This is a genomic window from Streptomyces sp. NBC_01237 (assembly GCF_035917275.1).
GTDB lineage: Bacteria > Actinomycetota > Actinomycetes > Streptomycetales > Streptomycetaceae > Streptomyces.
The window spans coordinates 5,036,919-5,060,736 of record NZ_CP108508.1; the positions used below are offsets into that span (position 1 = coordinate 5,036,919).

The 23,818-nt window shown below is 69.5% G+C and carries 28 protein-coding genes and 1 pseudogene; 17 read left to right on the plus strand and 12 right to left on the minus strand.

The window, feature by feature from the left end; genetic code table 11:
- The first annotated feature begins 362 nt into the window (after positions 1 to 362).
- The 3 genes from OG251_RS22395 (at position 363) to OG251_RS22405 (ending at position 4,893) form a co-directional block, all read left to right on the plus strand.
- Positions 363 to 569, plus strand: a complete 207-nt coding sequence (locus tag OG251_RS22395; protein WP_003967346.1) for a cold-shock protein — start codon at positions 363 to 365, stop codon at positions 567 to 569.
- Positions 570 to 1,055: 486 nt separating this feature from the next.
- Positions 1,056 to 2,678, plus strand: a complete 1,623-nt coding sequence (groL, locus tag OG251_RS22400; RefSeq protein ID WP_266932109.1) for a chaperonin GroEL — start codon at positions 1,056 to 1,058, stop codon at positions 2,676 to 2,678.
- Positions 2,679 to 3,213: 535 nt separating this feature from the next.
- The gene (locus OG251_RS22405) at positions 3,214 to 4,893 is read left to right on the plus strand and encodes an ABC transporter ATP-binding protein (RefSeq protein ID WP_365194481.1); all 1,680 of its coding nucleotides are present in this window, start codon (positions 3,214 to 3,216) and stop codon (positions 4,891 to 4,893) included.
- Between the two features lie 108 nt (positions 4,894 to 5,001).
- On the opposite strand, the gene OG251_RS22410 is transcribed toward OG251_RS22405, so the two are convergent.
- From OG251_RS22410 to OG251_RS22425, 4 genes are all read right to left on the minus strand, one after another.
- The gene (locus tag OG251_RS22410; protein WP_326678838.1) at positions 5,002 to 5,544 is read right to left on the minus strand and encodes a hypothetical protein; all 543 of its coding nucleotides are present in this window, start codon (positions 5,542 to 5,544) and stop codon (positions 5,002 to 5,004) included.
- A 48-nt stretch (positions 5,545 to 5,592) separates the two neighbouring features.
- The gene (locus tag OG251_RS22415; RefSeq protein WP_326678839.1) at positions 5,593 to 6,171 is read right to left on the minus strand and encodes a Uma2 family endonuclease; all 579 of its coding nucleotides are present in this window, start codon (positions 6,169 to 6,171) and stop codon (positions 5,593 to 5,595) included.
- A 56-nt stretch (positions 6,172 to 6,227) separates the two neighbouring features.
- Positions 6,228 to 7,043 (minus strand): hypothetical protein, encoded by an 816-nt coding sequence (locus tag OG251_RS22420; protein WP_326678840.1) that lies wholly within the window; start codon positions 7,041 to 7,043, stop codon positions 6,228 to 6,230.
- A 346-nt stretch (positions 7,044 to 7,389) separates the two neighbouring features.
- Positions 7,390 to 7,668, minus strand: coding sequence for a DUF397 domain-containing protein (locus OG251_RS22425; RefSeq protein WP_326678841.1), 279 nt, complete (start codon positions 7,666 to 7,668; stop codon positions 7,390 to 7,392).
- Between the two features lie 233 nt (positions 7,669 to 7,901).
- On the opposite strand from OG251_RS22425, the gene OG251_RS22430 reads away from it, so the two are divergent.
- The 3 genes from OG251_RS22430 to OG251_RS22440 are packed head-to-tail and all read left to right on the plus strand — an operon-like array spanning position 7,902 to position 9,023.
- Positions 7,902 to 8,144, plus strand: a complete 243-nt coding sequence (locus tag OG251_RS22430) for a hypothetical protein (protein ID WP_326678842.1) — start codon at positions 7,902 to 7,904, stop codon at positions 8,142 to 8,144.
- Positions 8,134 to 8,370: a hypothetical protein gene (locus tag OG251_RS22435; RefSeq protein ID WP_326678843.1), complete on the plus strand. Its 237-nt coding sequence runs from the start codon at positions 8,134 to 8,136 to the stop codon at positions 8,368 to 8,370. Before OG251_RS22430 ends, OG251_RS22435 begins: the two co-directional genes overlap by 11 nt.
- A 44-nt stretch (positions 8,371 to 8,414) precedes the next feature.
- Positions 8,415 to 9,023, plus strand: coding sequence for a hypothetical protein (locus OG251_RS22440; RefSeq protein ID WP_326681359.1), 609 nt, complete (start codon positions 8,415 to 8,417; stop codon positions 9,021 to 9,023).
- Positions 9,024 to 9,217: 194 nt separating this feature from the next.
- Here OG251_RS22440 and OG251_RS22445 read toward each other — a convergent pair whose 3' ends face one another.
- Complete coding sequence (locus OG251_RS22445) at positions 9,218 to 9,571, minus strand: PRC-barrel domain-containing protein (RefSeq protein ID WP_326678844.1); 354 nt, start codon at positions 9,569 to 9,571, stop codon at positions 9,218 to 9,220.
- A 236-nt stretch (positions 9,572 to 9,807) separates the two neighbouring features.
- Complete coding sequence (locus tag OG251_RS22450; protein ID WP_326678845.1) at positions 9,808 to 9,978, minus strand: hydrophobic protein; 171 nt, start codon at positions 9,976 to 9,978, stop codon at positions 9,808 to 9,810.
- Between the two features lie 244 nt (positions 9,979 to 10,222).
- Here OG251_RS22450 and OG251_RS22455 point away from each other — a divergent pair, with 244 nt between their 5' ends.
- Positions 10,223 to 10,840 (plus strand): Uma2 family endonuclease, encoded by a 618-nt coding sequence (locus OG251_RS22455; RefSeq protein WP_326678846.1) that lies wholly within the window; start codon positions 10,223 to 10,225, stop codon positions 10,838 to 10,840.
- 90 nt (positions 10,841 to 10,930) lie between these two features.
- Here the strand turns inward: OG251_RS22455 and OG251_RS22460 are convergent, their stop codons facing one another.
- The 3 genes from OG251_RS22460 to OG251_RS22470 are packed head-to-tail and all read right to left on the minus strand — an operon-like array spanning position 10,931 to position 14,461.
- On the minus strand, positions 10,931 to 12,496 hold the full coding sequence (locus tag OG251_RS22460) for a PTS transporter subunit EIIC (RefSeq protein WP_326678847.1): 1,566 nt from the start codon (positions 12,494 to 12,496) through the stop codon (positions 10,931 to 10,933).
- 47 nt (positions 12,497 to 12,543) lie between these two features.
- Positions 12,544 to 13,509 (minus strand): N-acetylmuramic acid 6-phosphate etherase, encoded by a 966-nt coding sequence (murQ, locus tag OG251_RS22465; RefSeq protein WP_326678848.1) that lies wholly within the window; start codon positions 13,507 to 13,509, stop codon positions 12,544 to 12,546.
- Between the two features lie 34 nt (positions 13,510 to 13,543).
- Complete coding sequence (locus tag OG251_RS22470; RefSeq protein ID WP_326678849.1) at positions 13,544 to 14,461, minus strand: MurR/RpiR family transcriptional regulator; 918 nt, start codon at positions 14,459 to 14,461, stop codon at positions 13,544 to 13,546.
- 331 nt (positions 14,462 to 14,792) lie between these two features.
- On the opposite strand from OG251_RS22470, the gene OG251_RS22475 reads away from it, so the two are divergent.
- The 10 genes and pseudogenes from OG251_RS22475 (at position 14,793) to OG251_RS22520 (ending at position 20,488) form a co-directional block, all read left to right on the plus strand.
- The gene (locus tag OG251_RS22475; RefSeq protein WP_385889482.1) at positions 14,793 to 15,233 is read left to right on the plus strand and encodes a WXG100 family type VII secretion target; all 441 of its coding nucleotides are present in this window, start codon (positions 14,793 to 14,795) and stop codon (positions 15,231 to 15,233) included.
- A 13-nt stretch (positions 15,234 to 15,246) separates the two neighbouring features.
- Positions 15,247 to 15,552 (plus strand): WXG100 family type VII secretion target, encoded by a 306-nt coding sequence (locus tag OG251_RS22480; protein ID WP_073718659.1) that lies wholly within the window; start codon positions 15,247 to 15,249, stop codon positions 15,550 to 15,552.
- A 119-nt stretch (positions 15,553 to 15,671) separates the two neighbouring features.
- Positions 15,672 to 17,255: an RNase A-like domain-containing protein gene (locus OG251_RS22485; protein ID WP_326678850.1), complete on the plus strand. Its 1,584-nt coding sequence runs from the start codon at positions 15,672 to 15,674 to the stop codon at positions 17,253 to 17,255.
- 13 nt (positions 17,256 to 17,268) lie between these two features.
- A complete protein-coding gene (locus tag OG251_RS22490; RefSeq protein WP_326678851.1) occupies positions 17,269 to 17,838 on the plus strand; it encodes a hypothetical protein in 570 nt (189 codons plus the stop codon).
- Entirely contained in the window at positions 17,835 to 18,161 is a 327-nt protein-coding gene (locus OG251_RS22495; RefSeq protein WP_442818430.1) for an RNase A-like domain-containing protein, read from the plus strand. Before OG251_RS22490 ends, OG251_RS22495 begins: the two co-directional genes overlap by 4 nt.
- Positions 18,162 to 18,172: 11 nt before the next feature.
- Positions 18,173 to 18,865, plus strand: coding sequence for a contact-dependent growth inhibition system immunity protein (locus OG251_RS22500; protein ID WP_326678853.1), 693 nt, complete (start codon positions 18,173 to 18,175; stop codon positions 18,863 to 18,865).
- A 10-nt stretch (positions 18,866 to 18,875) separates the two neighbouring features.
- Positions 18,876 to 19,451: a hypothetical protein gene (locus OG251_RS22505; RefSeq protein WP_326678854.1), complete on the plus strand. Its 576-nt coding sequence runs from the start codon at positions 18,876 to 18,878 to the stop codon at positions 19,449 to 19,451.
- Positions 19,402 to 19,632 (plus strand): annotated as a pseudogene (locus tag OG251_RS22510) (RNase A-like domain-containing protein); the annotation flags it as partial. The gene OG251_RS22505 and the pseudogene OG251_RS22510, both read left to right, overlap by 50 nt.
- A gap of 215 nt (positions 19,633 to 19,847) precedes the next feature.
- The gene (locus OG251_RS22515; protein WP_326678855.1) at positions 19,848 to 20,219 is read left to right on the plus strand and encodes a hypothetical protein; all 372 of its coding nucleotides are present in this window, start codon (positions 19,848 to 19,850) and stop codon (positions 20,217 to 20,219) included.
- Positions 20,216 to 20,488: a DUF4031 domain-containing protein gene (locus tag OG251_RS22520; RefSeq protein WP_326678856.1), complete on the plus strand. Its 273-nt coding sequence runs from the start codon at positions 20,216 to 20,218 to the stop codon at positions 20,486 to 20,488. Before OG251_RS22515 ends, OG251_RS22520 begins: the two co-directional genes overlap by 4 nt.
- On the opposite strand, the gene OG251_RS22525 is transcribed toward OG251_RS22520, so the two are convergent.
- The 3 genes from OG251_RS22525 to OG251_RS22535 form a co-directional block, all read right to left on the minus strand.
- Positions 20,439 to 21,674, minus strand: coding sequence for a Cmx/CmrA family chloramphenicol efflux MFS transporter (locus tag OG251_RS22525; RefSeq protein WP_326681361.1), 1,236 nt, complete (start codon positions 21,672 to 21,674; stop codon positions 20,439 to 20,441). The genes OG251_RS22520 and OG251_RS22525 overlap by 50 nt on opposite strands.
- A 221-nt stretch (positions 21,675 to 21,895) precedes the next feature.
- Positions 21,896 to 22,594 carry an HD domain-containing protein gene (locus tag OG251_RS22530; protein WP_326678857.1) on the minus strand — a complete coding sequence of 233 codons (699 nt, stop codon included), beginning with the start codon at positions 22,592 to 22,594 and terminating at the stop codon, positions 21,896 to 21,898.
- 67 nt (positions 22,595 to 22,661) lie between these two features.
- Complete coding sequence (locus OG251_RS22535) at positions 22,662 to 23,714, minus strand: DUF2891 domain-containing protein (protein WP_326678858.1); 1,053 nt, start codon at positions 23,712 to 23,714, stop codon at positions 22,662 to 22,664.
- Positions 23,715 to 23,818 lie beyond the last annotated feature (104 nt).

The window sequence follows — 23,818 nt, forward strand, 5'->3', positions numbered from 1 at the left end:
GCAATTCTGCATGGTTGAGCGGGGTAGAGTTGGGGAAGCGCCCTCCGCTGCCCGTGCCGCCCGCATATGAGAATGCGCCCGGTCACGACAAGAAGCAGCCAATGTGGTTGAGCACCTTGCGACGTAAGTTCCCTTTGTCGGGCCCGACTTGCCCAGGATCCTCACGTATTCCTCATATTCGAGTGTTCAGCCATGCCCAGAATTCTCGTCCGATTGACCTGTTGCAGAGGGCAGTTGGGCAGATACATTCGGCCGCGGTCGACGCGCTACGGCGCACGCACCCTCTCCTTTCGGAGGGTGAGTTCTGACCCGGGCCCGCGAAGTGCGGTCCTGTGCAAGGGCCAGTAATAGGGGAGTTAGGCATGGCTCAGGGCACCGTCAAGTGGTTCAACGCGGAGAAGGGGTACGGCTTCATCGCGGTCGACGGTGGTGCGGATGTTTTCGTCCACTACAGCGCGATCCAGATGGACGGGTACCGCACCCTCGAAGAGGGTCAGCGAGTTGAATTCGAGATCTCGCAGGGCCAGAAGGGGCCGCAGGCGGACATGGTCAAGCTCGCCGTCGGCTGAGCTCGGCGCGGTCGGCCAACGACACTACTCACGCACGGAGGGCCCGTACCCCATGGGGTACGGGCCCTCCGTGCGTGCCGGGCGATGTGTGCCGGTGGTGTGAGCCGCGGTATCCGCCACCACCTGTGCCAGGGCATCCGCCGCGATGTGGTGCCACGATGTGCGCCGCCCGCGCGCCGGGTGACTGCTCCGGCCGCCCCCGGAGGGTGGCCCCACTGCTGTCCCGCCGCTGTCCCGTGACCGGCGCGTGGCGGTCCTGCGAGGGGCCTGTGGCTGTCCACAAACCATGGCACCTGCTTGCACTCGCAGGGGTCGAGTGCTAATCATTGGCGTTAGCACTCTCCAGGTGAGAGTGACAGAAACTTGGACCGGGCCGGTGAGGCCCGCAGGCGCGGTGGGGCAAGGAACCACCGGGCACGCAGGCCGTCCGTCGCGGGCGCCACTCGGTCCGGAGAAATCCACCCCTGTCCGGGAGGACCACTTCACATGGCCAAGATCATCGCGTTCGACGAGGAGGCACGGCGCGGTCTCGAGCGCGGGATGAACCAGCTCGCCGACGCCGTCAAGGTCACCCTCGGCCCCAAGGGCCGTAACGTCGTCCTCGAGAAGAAGTGGGGCGCGCCCACGATCACCAACGATGGTGTTTCCATCGCCAAGGAGATCGAGCTCGAGGACCCGTACGAGAAGATCGGTGCGGAGCTGGTCAAGGAGGTCGCCAAGAAGACGGACGACGTCGCCGGCGACGGTACGACCACCGCCACCGTTCTCGCTCAGGCGCTCGTCCGTGAGGGCCTGCGCAACGTTGCCGCCGGTGCCAACCCGATGGCGCTCAAGCGGGGCATCGAGAAGGCCGTCGAGGCCGTCTCCGCCGCTCTGCTGGAGCAGGCCAAGGACGTGGAGACCAAGGAGCAGATCGCTTCGACGGCCTCCATCTCCGCCGCCGACACCGAGATCGGCGCCAAGATCGCCGAGGCGATGGACAAGGTCGGCAAGGAAGGCGTCATCACCGTCGAGGAGTCCCAGACCTTCGGTCTGGAGCTGGAGCTCACCGAGGGTATGCGCTTCGACAAGGGCTACATCTCGGCGTACTTCGCCACCGACATGGAGCGTATGGAGGCGTCGCTCGACGACCCGTACATCCTGATCGTCAACTCGAAGATCGCCAGCGTCAAGGACCTGATCCCGCTGCTGGAGAAGGTCATGCAGTCGGGCAAGCCGCTGCTGATCATCGCCGAGGACGTCGAGGGCGAGGCCCTGTCGACCCTGGTCGTCAACAAGATCAAGGGCACGTTCAAGTCCGTCGCCGTCAAGGCTCCGGGCTTCGGTGACCGCCGCAAGGCCATGCTCGCGGACATCGCCATCCTCACCGGTGGCACCGTGATCTCCGAGGAGGTCGGTCTCAAGCTGGAGAACGCCGGCCTGGACCTGCTCGGCCGTGCCCGCAAGGTCGTCATCACCAAGGACGAGACCACGATCGTCGACGGCGCCGGTGACAGCGACCAGGTTCAGGGTCGCGTCAACCAGATCCGTGCCGAGATCGAGAACTCCGACTCGGACTACGACCGCGAGAAGCTCCAGGAGCGCCTCGCGAAGCTGGCCGGCGGCGTGGCCGTCATCAAGGCCGGTGCCGCGACCGAGGTCGAGCTCAAGGAGCGCAAGCACCGCATCGAGGACGCGGTGCGCAACGCCAAGGCCGCTGTCGAGGAGGGCATCGTCGCCGGTGGTGGCGTGGCTCTGCTCCAGGCCTCGGCCGTCTTCGAGAAGCTCGACCTGACCGGCGACGAGGCCACGGGCGCCAACGCCGTGAAGCTCGCGCTGGAGGCCCCGCTCAAGCAGATCGCCGTCAACGGTGGTCTTGAGGGTGGCGTCGTCGTGGAGAAGGTGCGCAACCTGCCGATCGGTCACGGCCTCAACGCCGCGACCGGCGAGTACGTCGACATGATCGCCGAGGGCATTCTCGACCCGGCGAAGGTCACGCGCTCCGCTCTGCAGAACGCCGCGTCCATCGCCGCGCTCTTCCTCACCACCGAGGCCGTCATCGCCGACAAGCCGGAGAAGGCCTCTGCGGCCGCTCCGGGCGGCATGCCGGGCGGTGACATGGACTTCTGATCCTTCCGGGAGACCGGTGGATCGGAGCTGTCCGACATACCGAGGGCGGCACCCCCTGCAAGGGGGTGCCGCCCTCGGGCGTTCGCGGCGCACTTCGCGCGCGGTGCTCGGTGCTCCCTCCGGCGCGGTGAGCCTCGCCCGGGTGCGGGGACCGTACCGCCGTTCTCGCCGCATCCTTGGGTACAGCCGCATGCTTGGGTACAGGGGGACGGGGTCGGACGGTGGGCGGGCGTGCTGAGGCGGCCGACTTCCGCCCGCTGACGGTGGTTTCGGTGCGCGAAGGGGGATCCGGATGAGTACGACGACAGAGGCGGCGGGCGAGCAGACGCCCGAGGCGAAAGCCGGGGCGACGACTGCCGCGAAGGACGGTGCGGCGGGCGGAAGAGCGGACGGTGCGGCGGGCGGAAGAGCGGGCGGTGCGGCGGGCGCAAAAGCGGAAGGCGTGGCGGACGTAGAAGCGGACGGTGCGGCGGACGGCCCCTCCGCACCCACCCCCCTGCGCCTCCTCCTGGGACGTGTCCGGCCGCACTGGCGGATGCTCCTGTGGGCCGGTCTGCTGTCGCTCGCCGGTTCCGGGGCGGGGCTGGCCATGCCGCTGATGGCGAAGTACGCCGTCGACGCCTTCGCCGAGGGCGGCTCACCCGCCGCCCCGCTCGTCGCCCTCACCGCCGTCGTCCTCGCCGGGGCCTGTCTGTCGGCGACCGGCCGCTACCTCATGGCCCGTACCGGAGAGGGCGTCGTCCTGCGGGCCCGTAACCAATTGGTGGGCCGCATACTCCGGTTGAAGGTCCCCGCCGTGGACCGTCTGACCCCCGGCGACCTCCAGTCCCGCGTCACCAGTGACACCACCCTGCTGCGCACCGTCCTGTCCAGCAGTGTGGTCGAGTCGGTCAACAGCGTCCTGATGCTGCTGGGCACCCTCGCGTTCATGGCGTACATGGACGCGGTGCTCCTCGGCGTCACCCTGCTCGTCATCGTCGTCATCGGCGCCATGACCGCGCTCCTGATGCCCCGGATCCAGCGCGCCCAGCTCCGTGCCCAGGAGGCCGTCGGCGCGATGGGCGCTTCGCTCGACCGGGTGCTCCAGGCATTCCGTACGGTCAAGGCGAGCGGCGCCGAGGAACGCGAGAGCGCCCTCGTCGCCGACGCCGCGCGCCGCGCCCACGACCGGGGTGTGTCGGTGGCCCGCTGGTCCTCGGTCTCCGAGGTCACGATGATGATGGCGATCCAGCTGGCCTTCCTGGCGGTGCTGGGTGTCGGAGGGGCCCGCGTCGCGTCGGGATCGCTGGAGATCTCCTCGCTGATCGCCTTCCTGCTCTACCTCTTCTATCTGATGGGCCCGATCGGCGGCCTTGTGGAGGGCTGGACAGGTCTCCAGAGCGGCCTCGCCGCCGTACGGCGTATCGACGAGATCGAATCCCTGCCCGGCGAACCGGCGCCGTCCGCCACCACGCCGGACCCCCTGCCCCCCACGCCCCTCGGCGTCACCTTCCGGGACGTCGTCTTCGGTTACGGCGACGAGCGCGCCCCGGCCCACAACGGCGTCAGCTTCGACATCCCCACCGGCGGGCTCGTCGCGCTGGTCGGCCCTTCCGGAGCGGGCAAGTCCACTGTGTTCGGCCTGCTGGAACGGTTCTACGACCACGACGAGGGCACGATCACCGTCGGCGGCCGGGACATCCGGGACTGGCCGCTGGCCGAGCTGCGCGCCTCCCTCGCGTACGTGGAACAGGACTCCCCGGTCCTCGCCGGGACCCTCAGGGACAACCTCCTGTTCGCCGCCCCCCGTGCCACGGAGGACGAACTGCGCGCGGCGGTCGAACGCACCCGGCTGGACGACCTCGTCGGCCGGCTGCCGGACGGGCTGGACACGGCGGTCGGTCACCGGGGCGTCACCCTCTCCGGTGGTGAACGCCAGCGGATCGCCATCGCCCGCGCACTGTTGCGCAAGCCGCGTCTGCTCCTGCTGGACGAGGTGACCTCGCAGTTGGACGCGGTCAACGAACACCGGTTGCGCGACGTCATCCTCGAACTCGCCCAGGAGACCACGGTCCTCGTCATCGCCCACCGGCTGTCCACCGTGGTGCACGCGGACCGCATCGTGGTCCTTCAGGACGGACGTGTCCGTAGGGCGGGGACCCATGAGGAACTGGTGGAGTCCGACGACCTGTACCGCGAACTGGCCACCACCCAGCTCACGGCGGACGCACGCTGACGGAGCACGGGCCGGGGGTGGAGCACGGGCCGGGGGGCGGAGCACGGGCCGGGGCTTCACTGGACAACAGCTCGACGGTCCGACGGCCAACAGCTCGACGGTCCGGACCTACGGCAGCGCCTCGCTGACGACATCGACCGCCATCATCCACATCGGCTGGCCGCCCGTGCCGAACGCGGCGGCCAGCGCGTAGCCGATCGCCGCGTCGAGCGGCTCGATCGCGGCCCCCGCCGCCTCCGCCCGCCACTCGGCGACGACCCGCCTGTCGCCGTCCGACGAGAAGTCACCGATGCGCTTCCCGTCGCGGGTCAGCCGACTGCTGGGGATGGAGTCGGGCACCAGCCGGTAGGACGTACCCGCGTAGGTGACGTCGACCCGGTAGGAGCGGCGGCTGAGCCTGCCCTTGGCCGGCCTGATCGTCGCGTCGCGGCCGTCCACCGTGAGCGTGAGGTCATCGGGGACGCGGGTGCCGATGGCGATGTGGTCGTCGATCCCGGCTCCGGGTGCGCGGGTGAGGGTGACGCGGGGGATGTTCTCGCCGCTCACGACGAGCACCTCGCCGTGCTCGCCTGTGAGTTCGACGGATATCTCGCCGTAGTGGTCGTCCTCGGTCGCGGCGGGTGCGTCGGCGGTCTCGGCGGGGTCGGTCATCGGGTCCTTTGATCCGTCGGCGGTACGGTGCTGCCCCGGTGGGCGGGTTCAGCGGGCGTAGTCCTTGAGCTCTTCGGTGTCCAGGGTGACATCGACGGGTGCGGGGAGGGTGACGGTGTCGCCGTATCCGTACGTGGTCTGCTGCCGGTAGCGGCCCTTCTCCGGCTCGCTGTGGACGACGAGGGTGTCGTTGTCCCGGTCGATGAGGAGATGGACGGGTATGTCGGCGGCCGCGTATGTGTCGCGCTTCTCGGTGCGGTCGCGGCGGTCGGTGTCGTAGCCGTACGAGGTGACCTCGACGGTCATCAGGACACCATCGGAACTTGACCACTCACCGTCGCCCGCGAAGCGCCGGGCACGCGCCAAAGTCCCATCGGGGCGAGCCCGGCCGTTGCGGTACTCCTCCACCCGCAGCCCACGTTCCCGGTACAGCCGCAGGTCCGGTCGGTGGTGCACGCACTGCACGGCCACCCACATGATGATCTCGTCGTGGTCACCGTCGGGCGCGGGCTTGACCTCCAGCCTTCCATTGATGAATTCGAGCGTCACGGTTTCCGGGGCCGTGCGGGCGAGCTGCTCGAACTCCTCGACGGACATCTGGGCGTGATCGGCTGTGCTGGGGGTCATGGCGTCGCCTCCTCCCCTCCACCGTGCCCCGCTTCTGCCGCGGATGAGCTGCACGGTCATCGGTATGTCCTTTCCGATCGGGGGACCACCGCCGCGCGCACCTCGCTCATGCGGTCGCGGACACCTGGCGCCTGTACGGCCCCGGGCGGGCCGAAGTCGTTGTCGGGTACGGCGCCGCGGCAGGGTTTGCAGCGGCCGCCGAGGAGGGTTTCGGGGGTGCCGGGGCGACGGCACTCGCCGCATTCGAGACTCCGCAGGACCGTGCGGTGGACCGGGGCGATCCGCTCGGGCGGCATCTTGTCGGTGAGGCGGCGGCGGACCAGGGACGCGGCGTGGTGGACGGGGCTGGGGAGGCCGGAGGTGAGGGCGTGCAGCAGTTCCGCCTCGGTGGCGCCCCGCTCGAACCACTCGCTGACCTGCGGTTCCAGGTTCACGCAGTCGGCGGCGGACAGGGACAGCGCGGGTACCGTGCGCCCCAGCGCCGCCAGCAGGATGAACGCCTTTGAGCGGGTCGGCCGTTGCTGCTCCTGCGGTACGTCGCCCCGTGTGAACGCCGCCCACCAGTCGTCGTCGCGTGCGGTACGGGAGAAGAACGACCGGGTCACCCACAACAGGACGTCCTCGGTGGCGACGCACTCGCTGCCCCGGCGCAGGTGCCCCGCGTCCTGGAGCCGGTTGAGCGAGGTGCGCATCGCGCACTGTCCGTACGGGAGCACCTTGGCCAGCGTCTTCACGGAGATGTCGGAGCCGTCCGGCAGCCGGTCGATGTAGGCGGCGATGGCGGCGTCACGGGGGAGCAGGTGTGCGAAGTCCCGATCGGTACGGGGACGTTGGTACGGGGCCGAGCGCTTGCCGTAGCCCGGATTCGCCATCGGGTGGGGCGCGGCGGGCGATGCGACGGGCGGGGTTACGTGCGGCGGGGCAGGGGCAGCACTAAGCTGTTCGGTAACCATGGATCGACGCCTTTTCGATCTAGTGGGCCAGACCCTCGTTCGGTGTTCGTTGCACCGGCGGGGGTCGTCCATTTTCCGTTGTCTGTGACGCACGCTAGAGCGTGACAACCGTCCGTGGCAAACCGGTCACAAATGGTCAACTTCGCAGGCAGGGTGGGTGGGTGGGACAACTGACCCATCCACCCCATCACTGTGAAGAGCGCTCGGATCTCGCTGCTTGAGCTTCGGGAGGCCGCGCGGCGGATCCACCCGAGGGCCGAGACCGTCAGGCGCGCTTGAGGTCGCCGAGGAAGGGCTCCCAGGCACCGGCCCCGAACAGGATCGCCGGGCCGTCGGCCCTCTTGGAGTCGCGTACGGGGACGAAGCGGGTGGGGGCGTCGGGGCCGTCGCCCGCGTTCTCGCCGCGGCTCACGTTCTCGCCGTCGCCGTGCGGGGACGGCCGCCAGACACCGACTTCGAGGCAGTTCCCACCGCTTGCCCCGCAGTACGAGGACTTGTGCCAGGTCGCCGTGGACAGATCGTGGTCGGAGCTGCTGGGTCTCATCGTCGTCATCCTTTGCCGCCGGCGCGATCAGGGCCAGGACGCGGCCGCCGGGATCGTGTCGGCCACCCTTGGATCGTAGGCCAGTTCGTACGACATTCCCCGGGTGATGGCGGGCCTTATGGCAACTGGCTGTGACACATGCGCGTTTGCCGGAACTGCGCCTCTTCCGGGGCAGCTGCGCGTTGGACACGCTGGGTAGGCATTTCCCTCACTCAGCGTGGAAGGTGTGCAGCATGGAAGCGACAGAGCGGCGCAAAGCGGCGGCGGAGAGAGTGCGGATGGCGGAGGACGTGGTGGCGCGGCTGAAGGACGGTCTCGGCGGGGTCGGTGTCACATTGCCGTCGCTGCGGATCGATCCGGTGTCGTGCGCCGGGAACGAACCGGCGCCACTGGTCGACCTGGGCCGGTGCAACCTCGACACCGCGCTGCGGCTGTGCCAGGTGCTGGCGGACAAGGAGAGCGGTCATGACGGGTGAGGGACTTGACGCGGGTATGCCCGAGCCGGGGTCGTACGCGGTGGATGTCCGGGACGGGCGGGTCGGACGGGTGATGGGCCGGGTCGGGCCGTACGTACAACTGCGGCCGCCGGGAGGCGGACCGGAGTGGGACTGTCCGCCGGAGGCCGTCGAACCGGCCCCGCCGGGCGCGGTCCTGCGGGCCCGGGTGACCGAGATCAACCGGGAGGGGCAGCTGCCGCGTTGAGGACGGACCGGCGGTGGCGCGGTGGTCGTTAGGCTGCTGAGGTGATGACCGGTGCGGGACAGCGGGCGGGTGCGCGGGCAGCGCGCCGCCTGGCGGAGATCGGCGACTGCGTGATGCGGCCGGGGCTGAGTGAAGGGGAGTTCGGCCGCATCGAGGCGGAGTACGGAATCGAGTTCGCCGACGACCACCGCGCCTTCCTCGCCGCCGGTCTGCCCGTCGGGTCCGTGTCCCCTCCGGAGGAGGGCGCGTCCCGGCGTCAGCCCTGGGTGGACTGGCGGGACGGTGATCCCGCGGAGATCCGACGGCGGCTGTCATGGCCGGTCGAGGGGCTGCTGTTCTCGGTCGAGCACGGGTGGTGGCACGGGGAGGCGTGGGGGCCCCGGCCGTCGGACACGGATCTGGCCGTGATCGTCGCGCGGGACGAACTGGCTTCGGTGCCGCAGCTGATTCCGGTGTACTCGCACCGGTACCTTCCGCCGGGCCGGGGGACGTTCGGGCACCCCGTCCTGTCGGTGCACGGCGCGGACACCATTTGCTACGGGCGTGACCTGCGGGACTACGTGGACCGTGAGTTCGTGGGGTGGGAGGCGGCGGAGGGCGACGCCTCGGACGTACCGCCGAGCGTGCGCTTCTGGTCGGACCTGGTCAGCTGACGGGGCGATCGGCGAGGGGGCCGGCGGGCGGGGGCGGAGCGGGGTCGATGCGCGGGGAGCCGGCAAGCCGGACGTGACGACGTGCCGCGAGCCGATGTGCGGGGCGCGGTCGATGTGCGGGGAGCCGACATGCCGGACGGCGGGGCCGGCCCTTCTTCAGGGTCGGGCCCGCCGCCTCCGGGTGGCGCGAGGGATCACATGATGCGGAAGGCGCCGTAGTAGCCGCCGACCTGCGCGTGATAGCCGGGGTCACCCGTGTGCTTGTGCCGGTCGAACTCCGGTGAGTCCTTGACCTGGTCCTTGGTCAGCTCCACGAAGACCTTCCGGTCCTCCGTGTCTATGCGCGTGACCGTTCCCGCGGGCAACAGGACTTCCTTGCCGAAGATCCATATCCCGGTGTCGACCACGAGACTTGCCGAGCCGACATCGTCCGAGTGCTTGTCGACCTTGCCGATGCTGCCGTCGGTCGCCTCGACCGTATATCCGGTCAGATCCGCTCCGGCGGTGTGACCGCTCGAAGGCCGGTAACCCCACAGGTTGTCGCTCATGAAAAGGCTCCTTTCCAGACGGTCCAATTCGGCGTGAGGGCCCCCACCGAAATGGTGGTGAGCGGCTCTCGGTTTATCGGGTGCCCGGGTCTGCGGATCTCATGCGTGATTTCTTCCGTTCGTATGTCCAGGGGGCGCGGGAACGCGAGTGGGCCCGGACGGAGATCCGTCCGGGCCCACTCGTCATCTGTACTGACGTCTGCACTGAGGAGACTGTCCGTGCAGGTCAGGCGCGGCTACCAGCGGTACCACCGGCCGCGCCCGCCGCCGCTCGCGGTCGGACGGACGAAGAATCCTATCAGCCAGATCGCCAGCACGATTATGGCGATCCACCACAGTGCCTTGAGTGCGAAACCGGCACCGAAAAGGATCAGGGCGAGCAGAAGAACGAGTATCAGGGGAACCATATGTATCAACCTCCGATGCATCTGGTGCCCGTGAACGAAATCCCTACACACCCTGGGCGAAATAATTTTCCCGGGCATCGTCGTGATTACCGCGTGAGGGGATGCGGGCGGTGGCGCGTGCGCCTTGCGGGACGGCGCCTCTCGCCGGTCGCCACCCGTTCGTGGGACGCTGGTGGGAACGACGACTGCCGTGAGATCTTCGATCTACTCTCCCCCCGTAAGGCCACGGAAGAAGGGACCCGCGATGACCGCAGCGTTGGTCGAGAACGACCAGGCATCCGAAGGGCGCGCGTGGGACTACCTGTTGCAGACATGGCGTGAACTGGACGTGCCCGAGGGATGGCGCGCCGAGATCGACGAGGGGCAGATCGTCTTGGTACCACCGCCACATGCACACCACAACGGCATCGCCGAGGCGGTGCAGCGTTGTCTGTACCGGGGGATTCCGGAAGAACTGGGCATCTACCAGACTCTCGGCGTCCACGTCGCCCCGCTCGACAAGTTGTATGTGCCGGATCTCGTGGTCATGCCGACCGAGCTGATCGCGGCGGCCGACCCGGAGACCAGCGACCCGCTCGATGCGTCGGAAGCCCTGCTCATCGTGGAGATCACCTCCAAGGGGAACGCGCGGGAGGACCGGACGAAGAAGTACCGCGCCTACGCGCGCGCCGGTGTCCCGATGTACCTGCTGATCGACAGGTTCGACATGCGGGGCCCGATGACCACGCTGTTCACCGAGCCGAACGAGGACGGTACGTACAAGCGGTCCGACCCGGTGCCGTTCGGAAAGACTCTCGTGCTCCCCGCGCCCTTCGCTGTGTCGCTGCCGACCTCGGAGTTCCCGGGCCCCGTGGCTCCGTAACCGCACGGCGCCACCGACGGCTACGGCACCGGGTCATGTGCAGCGCTGCCACATGACCCGGTGCCGTAGCCGTTGCCGTACGAAGGGCGGTCAGACCCCCGCGGGTTCCTTCGTGGGGGAGCCGGGGCCGGTCTCGGGGCCAGCGGCGCCGGGGGGTGTTCCCGGGGCTGCCGCGGGGTGGCCGCCCGTGGCGGTGACCGCGGAGGGGGCGGGCTCCTGGGAGACGTTGAACTCCGTCAGCAGGTCCTTGCTGAAGCCGAAGAAGTACGTGGCGAGGAACCCGGCGACATAGCCGACGAGCAGGCCGCCCGCGTAGATGGCGATCGTCGAGCCCAGGCCGTGGTTGCCGTCGAGCAGCGGGAACAGGGCCCAGCCGGACGGGCCGATGGCCGTGGAGCCGACCGTGTCGCCGAGCTGGTTGAACAGACCCACGAAGCCCGCGCCGAACGCGCCGCCTACGCACGCCGTGATGAAGGGGCGGCCCAGCGGCAGCGAGACACCGTAGATCAGGGGTTCGCCGACGCCCAGCAGACCTGCGGGGAGGGCGGACTTGATGGTGCGGCGGATCGACTCGTTGCGCGGGAGGCGGAAGTAGACGGCCGCCGCCGCGCCGACCTGGCCCGCGCCTGCCATCGCGAGGATCGGGAGCAGGACCGTGTAACCCTGCTGCTCGATCAGCGTGGTGTGGATCGGGATCAGGGCCTGGTGCAGACCCAGCATCACCAGCGGGAGGAAGAGACCGCCGAGGACGAAGCCCGCGCCCGCACCGCCGTTGGACAGCAGCCAGTCGGCGAACGTACCGATGGCGGAGGAGACCTCACCGGCCACGTACATCAGGCCGAAGATGGTCACCAGGCCGGAGATCAGGACCGTCAGGGTCGGGGTGACCAGGACGTCCAGGGCCTCGGGCACCCAGCGGCGGCACCACTTCTCCACGTACACCGCGAGCACCGCCGCGCCCAGCGCGCCGAGCACACCGCCCTGGCCGGGGGAGAGGGTCTGGCCGAACGCGTCGATGTTCGCGACGCCCGGGAAGACGATGATCGCCGCGACCGCGCCGCCGAGGATCGGCGTACCGCCGAACTCCTTCGCCGTGTTGTAGCCGACGAACACCGCGATCAGCGCCATGAAGCCGGAGGCCATCGCGGCGAGTGCGGGGGTGACGGAGGGCAGCCACTCCAGGTTGACCAGCAGGCCGTTGAGGCCCGCGATGATGCCGCAGCCGATGAGGGCCGGGATCAGCGGGACGAAGATGTTCGCGATCTTCCGCAGGAACAGCTTGAACGGGGTGGCGTTCTTCGCCTTCTGCTGCGCCTTGATGGCGGCGCCCTGCGCGGCCAGTTCGTCGGCGGAGACGGGGCCGGCCGCGGGGGAGGGCTCCGGAGCGGCGGCCCGGCCCTCCTCGACCAGCTTCTCGAACTCCGGCGTGACGCGGGCGACCGTACCGGGGCCGAGGACGATCTGGTACGTGTCGTCGTCGACCACGCCCATGACGGCGGGGACGGCCTTCAGGGCCTCGTCGTCGACGAGGGAACGGTCGTGCAGACCGAGGCGGAGCCGGGTCATGCAGTGGGCGATGGAGCTGACGTTCGCGGCGCCACCGACGAGCGGCAGGATCGCGGCGGCAGTGGCGCGGTTCTTGTCTTCTGTGGCCATGTGCGTGGTGCCTTGCTGTGCGGGGGTGCGGGAGTGGTGCCGGTGGGTCAGGTGGTGCGTACGGCCGCGAGGGCGGCGCGGAGGTGACCGTCGGAGTCGGTCAGGAGCGTGGCGGCGGTGGGTCCGTCGACCCGGCCGAGGATGGTGAGGATCGCGTTCTTCACCTCGCCGTCGGTGGCGGCGAGCGCGGCCTCGATCTCGGCGTCGGAGGCGCCGGTGGCCAGCGAGACGATGCGGCGGGAGCGGGCCCGCAGCTTCTCGTTGGAGGCGCGGACGTCGACCATCAGATTCCCGTACGTCTTGCCGAGCCGGATCATCGTGATCGTCGAGATCATGTTGAGGACGAGCTTCTGCGCCGTACCGGCCTTGAGGCGGGTGGAGCCGGTGAGCAGCTCGGGGCCGACGACGACCTCCAGGCCGTGCTCGGCGGCGGCGGCGAGCGCCGAGTCCGCGTTGCAGGAGAGACCGATGGTCAGCGCGCCCAGGGCGCGGGCGTGTTCGACGGCGCCGATGGCGTACGGGGTGCGGCCGGAGGCGGAGATGCCGACCACCGTGTCGTCGGCGGTCAGCTTCAGCGCGTCCAGGTCGGCGGCGGCCAGCTCCTTGCTGTCCTCGGCACCCTCGACGGCCTTGACCATGGCGGACGGGCCGCCCGCGATCAGGCCGATGACCTCGGACGGGTCGGTGTTGAAGGTGGGCGGGCACTCGCTGGCGTCGAGGACCCCGAGGCGGCCCGCGGTGCCCGCGCCCGCGTAGATCAGCCGGCCGCCGCGTGCCATGCGCTCGGCGGTGGCGTCGATCGCGGCCGAGATCTCCGGCAGCCGCGCGGCGACGGCGGCGGGGACGCTGTTGTCCTCGCCGTTCATGATGCGCGCCAGTTCCCGCGTGGGGAGCTGGTCGATCTCGGCGAGCTCGGGTCGGAATGCCTCGGTGGTGAGAGTGGCCAGCTGGGCGCGCAGCTCACCGTAGCCGCCGGTGTTGGCGTCGGTGTTGGCGTCGGTGGTGGAGGTCATGAGGAGCGGCTCTGCTTTCTCGGTCTCGTACGGTTCAGCGGGTGCGGGGGTTGTGGCGGTGGGCGAGCGCCTCGTAGGACGCGGCGAGTGCCGGGGCGGCCGTCTCGTACGTCCGCTGGGCCACCCCTATGAACAGGCAGTCCACGACGAGGAGCTGGCTCGTACGGCTCGACATGGCGGCCGGCCGCAGCTCGCTCTCGCGGGCGGTGGACGTGGTCAGCACATGGTCCGCGTACTGCGTGACGGCGCCGTCCGGCCGGCCGGTGATCGCGACGGTCGTCGCCCCGTGGTCGAAGGCGACCCGGAGCGGTTCTATGACGTCACTGGTCGACCCGGAGTGCGTGATGGCGATGGCCACGTCACCGGAACGGAGCTGCACGGCGTTGGTCACCGCGAGGTGCGGGTCCATGTGGGCGTGCGCGATCAGCCCGATCCGGAGCAGCTTCTGCGCCAGGTCCTGGCCGACGAGGGAGGAGGCCCCGGCGCCGTAGATGTCGATGCGACGGGCGGTCGACGCGGCGGCGACGGCGGCCCCGAGCTGCACGGTGTCCAGCCCGGCGGCGGTGTCGGCGAGGGTCTGCTGCTCGTCGTAGGCGAGCTTGGCGACCACGTCCGCGATCGGGTCGTCGACGGCGATGTCCGCGGTGACGGCGGGCGCCCGGCCGGACTCCTGATGCGCGGCGAGCCCGGCGAGCGCCAGGCGCAGGTCCCGGTAGCCGGGATAACCGAGGAGCCGGGCGGTGCGGACCACGGTGGCCTCGCTGGTGCCGGTGAGCTCGGCGAGACCGGTGACGGTGAGGGCGGCGCATCCGGCCGGGTCCCCCGCGACGGCTTCGGCGACGCGCTGCATGGAGCGGGTCATGGAGGGCGCAAGGGTCCGGACCTTGGCGGCGAGGGCCGCGGGAGCGGGCGGGGAGTCGCCGCTGAAAATTTCCTTCACGTCATTGGTCACTCTTGAAAGATATTTTCAGCCCTGCGGTCCGTCAACCCCCCTTTGGTCCCTACCTCTGGAGGGTCCTTGGGTGCGGGGGTCGGGGCGGGCGCAGGTCCTGTCGGTCGTCGGCCCTGTAGGCCCCGTAGGCCCCGTCGGCCCGGCCGGGCGGCCCGGCCGGGCCGACGGGGTGGGCCGCTGGGGTGGGCGCGTGGGTGGCGCGATTTCAGATGAATCCGGGCCGATTCTTTTCGGTGGCGGGCGGTGTCGGGAATGTACGTGGCGAAATGTGCGGGACCTGGCGGGGGCGCCCGGGTGCGAGTTGTTAATTTGGTCGCACGGCCCGTGGCGAATGGGCGTTAATGGGCTGACGGATGGGGGGAATCCGGTGGACGGGCAGATCCTCCGGGTGGTCGATCACCGATTGACCGACCTGGCTGACGATCTCGACGAAATGCAGGAATACCTGACCAAACAGGTAAAACGCATGGACGAGATCGTCGATGTGATCGAGGCGGGCTGGCGTGGCCCCGCAGCCAAGGCGTACAGGGCGCTCCATCGGGGAGCCGCGGAAGACGCTGTGCGGATCAGGGGCGTCATGAAGATCCTGGAACAGGCCGTGCGCCTGAGTCGGGACGGCTTCACGGAGCAGGAGCTGGAGATCATGGGCCAATTCCGGCGGATGCAGAACGCCGTCGACGTGGCCGCAGAGGCGAACGCGCTCTCCACACCGAACCAGAACGGCGGGGTGCACACCGGAGCGACGCCGCGCAGCCGTATCAACGACCTGTGACATCGGGGGACACATGCCATCGGACGACGATTCCATAGCCGTGGATTTTGCGACTTTGCGAAACCTCTCCGCTGATCTTGAGGACATACTCAAGAAACTCAACGAGAAGCTGGACCTGCTCTACCCCCGGGTGGAGCAGGTGGTCCTGACGTGGGAGGGCGAGGCGCGCCAGGCGTTTGTCGATGAACTCGACAAGTGGGATCACTCGGCGCAGGACCTGGAGGCTGCCCAGGCCTGGCTTCAAGAGGTGGTGGTCGCCGGCCATATCAACTACGCGGCGGCTCACCAGGCCGTACTGCGCGGCTGGGGGGCTGCCTGATGGCCGGCCCGCCGCCTCCACCGCCCTCGCAGGGAGGGGGCTTCGACATTCGGCCCCCACACGTCTACCACGCCTCGGAGCTGGTGCGGGACGGACAGGATGCCCACGATCAGCGCGGTGTGAAGCTGGTCGACGCCCTGAACAAGTACAGCCAGTCGGCAGGGGCCGGGTCGGGTGCCGAAGCGTTCGCCGCCGAGTACATGGCGGTGGTGGGAAAGTTCCTGGAGGTCTGGGGGAGGGGTGTGGTGAGCATCGGAGGCGCGGCGGTGGGCCTGACCGTCACCGCGAACAACTACGCCCAGGCCGACTGGGAGGCTCGGGGGCGGAAGGGCCCTCCACCGGTGAAGCGGCCCGAGCCTGTGGTCATCAATAAGACCCCGCCCTACGGCCCGGTCAACGAAATCAAGTGGACGGGTACGGGTGAGGACGCCGATTCCTGGCAGATATCGGGGATTCTCGGCGAGATCCCCGACTTCCTCGCGGACGTCATCCGGCCGGCGATCGAGCATGGCCTCCGCCTCGGTAAGGTCCATGAGATCACCCCGGGTGCCAGGGACGATGAACTCCGAGGAATGGCGGTCGCGTGGCGGGAGATCGCCAAGGACGCGGCGAAGTCCGCCGAGGAGCTGACCGACGCCATTGCGTACCTCACCGACCCTCAGGGGGACAGCGAGTGGCAGGGGGCGATGCGAGCGTTCTGCCAGACGATCTGGGGAACCACCGAATGGGGGCGCACCCGCAACGAAGAAGGGCAGCGGGCACCGCAGGGGCGTAGTTGGAAGACCAGTCGCGGAACGGTCCCCGCCGGGCGCCGCCCCATCATCGACGTGCTGCGGAAGACGGCGGACGCTGTCCAGGGAATCCTGGACCCATTGGCCGACCTTGCCGAGAAGAACCGTGGCTTGAAGGTGAGGTATGCCAAGGAGGCGGCTGACGCGACGGTAAAGGATCTGACGGTCGGCCTCGACCTGATGGAGTTGACCCGACTTGCGGCGACGATGGCATTTGCTGAAATCGTCATCACTTTTCGGTCCCATATGGACAAGACCGGCATGAATGCGGTGGTCGAGGATCATCATCGCCAGTTCCACGAAGCTGCCGACAAGCTGAAAAACCTCAAGCCGGAATTGGATTTCGCGCTGCGCAGTGCACCCACGTTCCAGGCGGAGCAGGCGCGTGCTCAGGGCTATGGTGCCAGGTCGCTCAACGAGTTCAAGAAGGAGCACAGCTGGCAGCGGCCCGAGAGCCAGGTTCCTTATGTGTATTCGCTGGATCTGGCGACGAACGAAGAGCTCGTTGGCGGGCACACGATCGACAAGCATGTGGGAAAGACCGACAGCCAACTGCTCCTGCGTCTGGAGGACCAGGCCAATGGGGCGGGCAAGCCCACCATTCCTGCGGCTTCGAGCTTTCCCGACCTGGAGTCGGCGCAGAGATACACCCAATACTGTGTGCGAAAGAACACCACGCACATTCAGAACTGGTTGAAGAATCCGCCCCCCGACCCTCCTACGGATGTCTTCACCGTCGACTCGGTGCCGAACCTTGGCCCTCTTTCAGGATCAGCGGTGACCGGCCGGAACTCGAGAGTCGTGAACGATCAGGCCACACCGGTCAAGGACGTTTACGGGGTGCAGACCAGGCTCAAGTGGGACCCCGATCTCAACCCGCCCTTTGTTGTTGTGACATCGATGCCTGCATGAAGGAGAGCGTGTAGTGACCGATCTCGGACAAGAGGCTTGGGCGGAGGCCTTGGTGCTTTTCGAGCGTTTCACGTTTGTCTCCGTTGCTCATCGCGAGCACGAGGAGTGGTGGTACGACGTCGCGTCCATCATGCGGGGCGAAGCGCGGGACCCTCGGGGGTGGCGGTCGCTCGACCCTCATGAGGGTGAGGACGAGCGACGGGAGGACCCGATTTTCCCTTTTCAGCAGCCTCCTGCGAACGCGGCTGAGGTGGACCTGTGGCGGAATCGCGTAAAGGAGATCCCACGAACCTCGGTCGAGAGGCTGCTGGTCACACTCGCCAGTGCTTGGCTGGACGTCACGCGTGAGTGGGAGTTCGACCGTCGTAGACCGAAGATGGAGGAGAGGGCCAGAGCCCTGCTCTCTCGCTTTCCGGCGGCAACCCGTTTCTACGCGAACACCGGATGGGGGAGCGAGAATCCAGACTTTTACGTCATGGCGGCTACTGGTGTAAACCCGTTCACCCAGTACGACGCGGATGCCGGTCTGATTGCCGTCTCCGACGTCGAGGTCGGCATGTTCTGGTCTTTTGACGCCCGCTGACCACCCACCGAACCGAGGACACCGTGCTCACCCGTTCCGCGACCTACCCCGACAGGGAAACCGCCCACTGGGCCACCCAGCAGGTCGTCACCACCAATGAACAGGCCATCCACCGCTGGCTGGCTCAGGGCACCCGGCCCCGTCTTGCCATCGAGGCCGCCTGGCCGTCGCGGGCCGAGCCGGTCGGCCGGGTGCTGTTGCAGGCCATGGCGCTCGCCGGGCGCGAGCCCATCGATGTGCGGGCCGCGCGGGTGGTGCTCAGACGTGAGCCGACGAGCCCGCACGGCTTCGTTGTGCTCGCCACCTTTCCGATCTACGTGTAGAGGCTGACCGCGTGTCCATGAAGCCACTCGAATTCGACCGCCGGTACGGCGAGTTGGACCAGGTTGCCGGCGCGTACCTCGGTGAGAACGCCGATGATGCCCCGGAGATGCCTAGTCGCGCCCTCCAGGCGTACCTGCGGCATACCTGGCATGCCCGGCCCTGGGCCCTGTCCGTCGCGGAGCAGCAGATCCGGGAGTACGCGCGCAATCCCCCCGGCCGGCTGCGGCTGCGCCTCGGCGAGTTCTATTCGGTGCCGGATGTGGGCCTGCCCGAGTCCGAGATCCAGGGCTGGTTCTTCCTGCTCGCCGACCACATCAAGCACAGCGTCGAGGAAGGCGAAGTCCCGCCTCCGTCGGCCGTACCGGAGACGCACTGGGAATGGCGCGCGCGCTTTCCCGAGCTCGCCCAGTTCCTCGGAGGCTGGTTCTCGCAGGACATGCCCGACGAGTTCGCCGACCACGATGCGGCCATCGACGACTACGGCAGCACGGTGGACCGTACGCTCGTGGCCCGACTCGTCGGCGAACTGCACGAACTGCTTGCCCTCCGCCTTGATGAGGCCGACTACGCCCTCGCCGTAGCCGAGCTGGGGATGGAGGTCGATCCGCAGGCTCCGTACACACCCGGCGCCTGGCTCGCGCTGGTGGCGGACCGGCTCGGGGGCTTCCGGGCGGAGTACGGGCAGCCGGGTGCTGATGGGTGAGGAGGGGGGAATGATGAGAGATGCGGATGCGGAGGATTGGGCCGATGCTCTCGCTCTGTTCTATCGCTATACATTCGTTGCTGTCACTCGACGTGAGCACGAGGAATGGTGGCACGACGCCTGGTCCATCATGCGTGGTGAGGCGCGGGACCCCAGGGGGTGGGCATCCCTTGATCCTGATGCCGAAGAGGAGGAGCGCACGGATGACCCGGCGTTCCCTTTCGTTCCGCCACCCACGAATACGTCGTCGGACGCGTCCCTGTGGAGCAGGAGGGTGTTCGAGCTGCCCCGCAGTTCGGTGGAATCGCTGCTGGTCACGCTCGCCACCAATTGGCTTGACGTCTCGCGTGAATGGGAGTTCGACCGGCGGAGACCCGAGATGGAGCACCGTGCTCGCGTCGTTCTCTCGCGATTCCCGTCAAAGACCCGTTTCTATTCGAATGTTGGATGGGAAGGCGAGGAGCCAGATTTCTACGCCCAGCCGGTCCGCTCGACCAATCCGCTCAGCCGCTACGACTGGGACGCCGGTCTGATAGCTGTCTCCGACGACGAGGTCGGCCTCTTCTGGTCCTTCGACGCCACCTGAAACCACCCACCGAACCGCCCACTGGGCGACCCAGCAGGTCGTCACCCGCAAGGAACAGGCCATCCACCGCCGGCTGGCCCAGGGCACCCGGCCCCGTCTTGCCATCAAGGCCGCCTGGCCGTCGCGGGCCGAGCCGGTCGGCCGGGTGCTGTCGCAAGCCATGGCGCTCGCCGGACGCGAGTACCTGGCATGCCCGGCCCTGGGCCCTGTCCGTCGCGGAGCAGCAGATCCGGGAGTACGCGCGCAATCCCCCCGGCCGGACAGCTCGCCCAACTCCTCGGAAGCTGGTTCTCGCAGGACACGTCCGACGAGTTCGCTGATCAAGGAGCGGCAGGCCGCCCCGTCCCCACCCGCCGGAGGCACGGGCGTACCGCGTCGTGGGGGGACAATGGCTGTATGGAGCTGAACCCCCTGGAGCAGGCACTGCACACCGCTCGCGCGCTCGTCATGGCCGATCTCGCCGCCGGAGACGTGGCCGAGGCCGAGATCGTCTCGCTCGTCGAGGACGCGGTGACGCACCGGCGCTGGTGGGTCGAGCAGTGGCCCGAGGGGGCGGGGTTCGTCGTCGGGCTGATCGCTCAGGATGTGCAGGACGCCCTGCTGGAGCGGTACGGGCGGTGGCCGCTGTGTCCCGTGTGTGCCGACGAGGGCGGGCCGCATGCCCTGGACGTCGAGCCGGAGCTGGGGCCCGATCCGCACTGGGTGTGCACCAAGGCGACCGTGCGGGTGGCGCCGGTGGGGGCGCTGAGCGGGGTGCTGCGGCGGTGACGGTCTACATCGATCCGCCGGACTGGCCGGGGCACGGCCGGCTCTGGTCGCACCTGGTCAGCGATGTGTCCTTCGAGGAACTGCATGTCTTCGCCGCCGCGATCGGCTGCCCCCCGCGCGCCTTCGAGCGGGACCACTACGACATACCGGAGGCCCGGTACGGGGACGCGGTGCGGGCCGGGGCGCGGGAGATCGGCTCCAAGGAGCTGGTCCGGCGCCTCACTGCTGCGGGGCTGCGCAGACCGAAGGGGCGGCCGGCTCCCGGGTAGCGGGGACCACGCTCTTCGCCACCTCGCGGGACGGGGAACCGCCGCCGCGCTGGAGCCGCAGCGAGACGACCACCGCCACCAGGGCCAGCACCGTCATCGCCGCTCCCGCCCAGGCCGTGGCCGCGTAGCCGAAGTCCGCGTCGATCACCGTGCCGCCCAGCCACGGGCCGCTCGTGTTGCCCAGGTTGAACGCGGCGGTCGCCGTCGCACCGGCCAGTGTCGGGGCCGCGCCCGCCACGTTGAACAACCGGGCATTGAGCGCGGGCGCCGTGAAGAACGCCGACAGGCCCAGGAGGAAGGCCAGCGCGATCACCATGATCTGGCTGGAGGCGAACAGGGCCAGCGCCGTCAGGAACACCGTCGACGCCGTCACACCGCTCAGCAGTACCCCGAACAGGTGCGCGTCCGCGACCCGGCCGCCGATCGTCGTACCGACCAGCGCACCGATCCCGAACAGGCCGAGGATCCACGGCACCCAGCCCGAGTCCAGGCCCGCCACATCCGTCAGCAGCGGCGCGAGATAGCTGAACGCGCAGAAGACACCGCCCGCCGCGAGCGCCGTGATCACGATGGACAGCCAGACCTGCCGGTCCCGGTAGATCGACAGCTCCTGCCGCAGCTCCGGCTTCCGGTCCGGCAGCGGGATGTGCGGGATGCGCGTCGCGACCCCGACCAGCGCCACGGCGGACGCCGCACCCACCGCCCAGAACGCCGACCGCCAGCCCAGGTGCTCACCGAGGAACGCCCCCAGCGGCACACCCAGCACGTTCGCGATCGACAGCCCGCCGATCATCACCGCCAGCGCCCGCGCCCGCGCGTTCACCGGCACCATCGCGATGGCCACCGACGCCCCGACCGCCCAGAAGCCCGCGCACGCGAACGCGCTGACCACCCGGGAGACGAAGAGCACCTCGTACGTCGGAGCCAGCGCACCCGCGATCTGACCGAGGCCGAAGACCGAGATCAGGGTGATCAGCGTCGTCTTGCGCGGCAGCCGGAGCGTGGTCACGGCGAGCAGCGGTGCGCCGACCACCATGCCGATCGCGAAGGCGGATATGAGGAGTCCGGCGCGCGGAATGGACACGTTCATGTCGTCGGCGATGGGCGGCAGCAGCCCGGACAGCATGAACTCACTGGTGCCGAGAGCGAAGACCGAGAGGCCGAGGATGTATACGGCCAGTGGCATACGGGTGCGGCGAGAGGCAGAGTCGGGCATGACAGGCCCCAACACGGATCATGCCCGTTGCATTCCCGGCCGTCCCACTCCTCGGACGCGAGCTGTCGCCTCCCGGTTTGTCCCGGTCCTCGGGCCGGGAAAGTCGCCTCCCGGATGACACGGATGACACGGATGACACGGTTGGCCCGGTTGGCCCGGTCCTCGGGCCCGAGCTGCCGCCTGCCGTCGTCCTACTCCTCCGACGCGCGTGCCGACGACAGCAGGTCCAGCTCCGTCGTCAGGTTCTGCCGCGCCCTCGGCTCCCACTCCGCCACCCCGTGCGGCGTACGGAACAGGCGCGGCAGCTCCAGCAGTTGCCGCAGCACCGCCGCCCGGCCCTCCCGGAACGCCGCGTCCGGCACGAATCCGTACTCCTCGCGCACCTGTGCCGCGTACGCCCCGTACTCCCGCGGGCCGCCCGCCAGGATCGCCAGGTCCGCGTCGCACAGCACCTCGCCGTTGCGGTCGCCGTCCGCCGGGTCGTGGGTGACCGTCAGCCGGACCAGCCGGGCGACCTCCGCGGTGACGGGCGCCGGGACGCCCGCCTCGGGCAGCGCACGCTCGGCGAGTGCGGCGCTGCGCTCCTCGTTCTCCGTGCGGTCCGGGCGGTACACCGCGTCGTGGAACCAGGCGGCGAGCCGTACCGCCGCCGGGTCGTCGGCATGGGCGGCCAGCGTGTCGACGTGGTCCAGGACCGCCGCCAGGTGGGCGGCCGTGTGGTACCGGCGCTGCGGTTCCGCCCAGCGGGCCAGGAGATTGTCGGCGTACGGCAGCGGATCGGGGCCCGGCGCCCCGGACCGGGCGGCGACGAGGGCCTCCCGCCAGCGGTCGCGGAGTGCGGCGGTGCGGGCGCCGTCGTCGTCGGGTCCGGAGGGTGTGGTGTCGGTCATGGGCCGACCCTAGAGCCCCCGTCCGCGCGGACCGTGCGCGCGGGTCGGGGGAGCGCCGGCCGGATCGTCAGTGGCCCGGCGCGGTGTCCAGGGCCAGCGCGGCGAACGTGGCCAGCCAGTGGTCCGACGTGAAGTCGCCCGACGACACCGTGGGGAGGCCCGCCGTCAGGTGTGCCTCGGCGGACTCGGTCAGTGCCGTGCGCTCCGGGCCCTCGGGCAGCGCCGCGGCGATCGTCCGGAGAGCCGCCGCCCGGCTCAGGGTGAGGCCCAGCAGATGGCCGATGTAGGGGTCCGCGTGGTCGGAGACCACGGGCGGGGTGAGCAGCGAGGAGGTGGCCAGACCCGGCAGGAACGCGGCCAGCCAGCCGCGGAACTCCTCGGCGGGCAGCACCCTGCGCACCGCGTCCGCCTCGGTCAGGGCCGGGGAGAGGAAGTCCTGGCCGGAGGGCTCCCAGTGGGTGGGCGCGTCGTGGTCGGCGCTGAACCAGTCGCGGATCCGGTCCGCCACCGCGTCGAGCACGGGTGCGGTCAGTCCGGCACGCTCGCCCGCGTCCAGGATCAGGCCCAGCCCGAACGCGCTGTTGCCGTGGATCCCGTGCCTGATCGGGTACGTGGCCCGGGGCAGCCAGCCGGTGAGCAGGTCGCCGACCGTGTCGACGGCGGGGGCCAGGGCGTCGGCCCAGCGGTCGCCGTCGGGGGTGCCGAGCACCCGGCACTCCGCGGCCAGCGCCACGAGCCACGCCCAGCCGTAGGGGCGCTCGAAGTGGGGCCGGCCGCGCAGGTAGTCCGCTTCCACGGCGAGGTTCCGCGGGGTGAGGTGGGTGTTCAGGACTTCGTGGATACGGGTGGTGAGCGTGGCCGGAAGCTCGCCGCCGGCCGGGAAGCGGCGCAGGAGGCGGACGAGCAGCCAGTGCATGTGCACCGTGGAGTGCCAGTCGAAGCCCCCGTAGAACGCGGGATGCAGGGTGCGCGGCGCGACCAGTTCCTCGGGGCCCGCGTACAGGTGGGCCGGGGCGTTGGGGTATTCGCGTACGACGTTGGCGAGGGCGAGTTCGGCGAACGGAACGGCGTACGGGGCGGGGAACGGAGCGGGGACCGGGCTGAGGGACGCGGAGGGCATCGAGATCACTCCAGAGGGGGTGCGGGCGGGTGAGGGTACGGGTGTGCGGGGGTGCCGGGGTGTTCCGGGGTTGTGCCGGGGCGGCTGTTCGGCGGCTCGGGTCA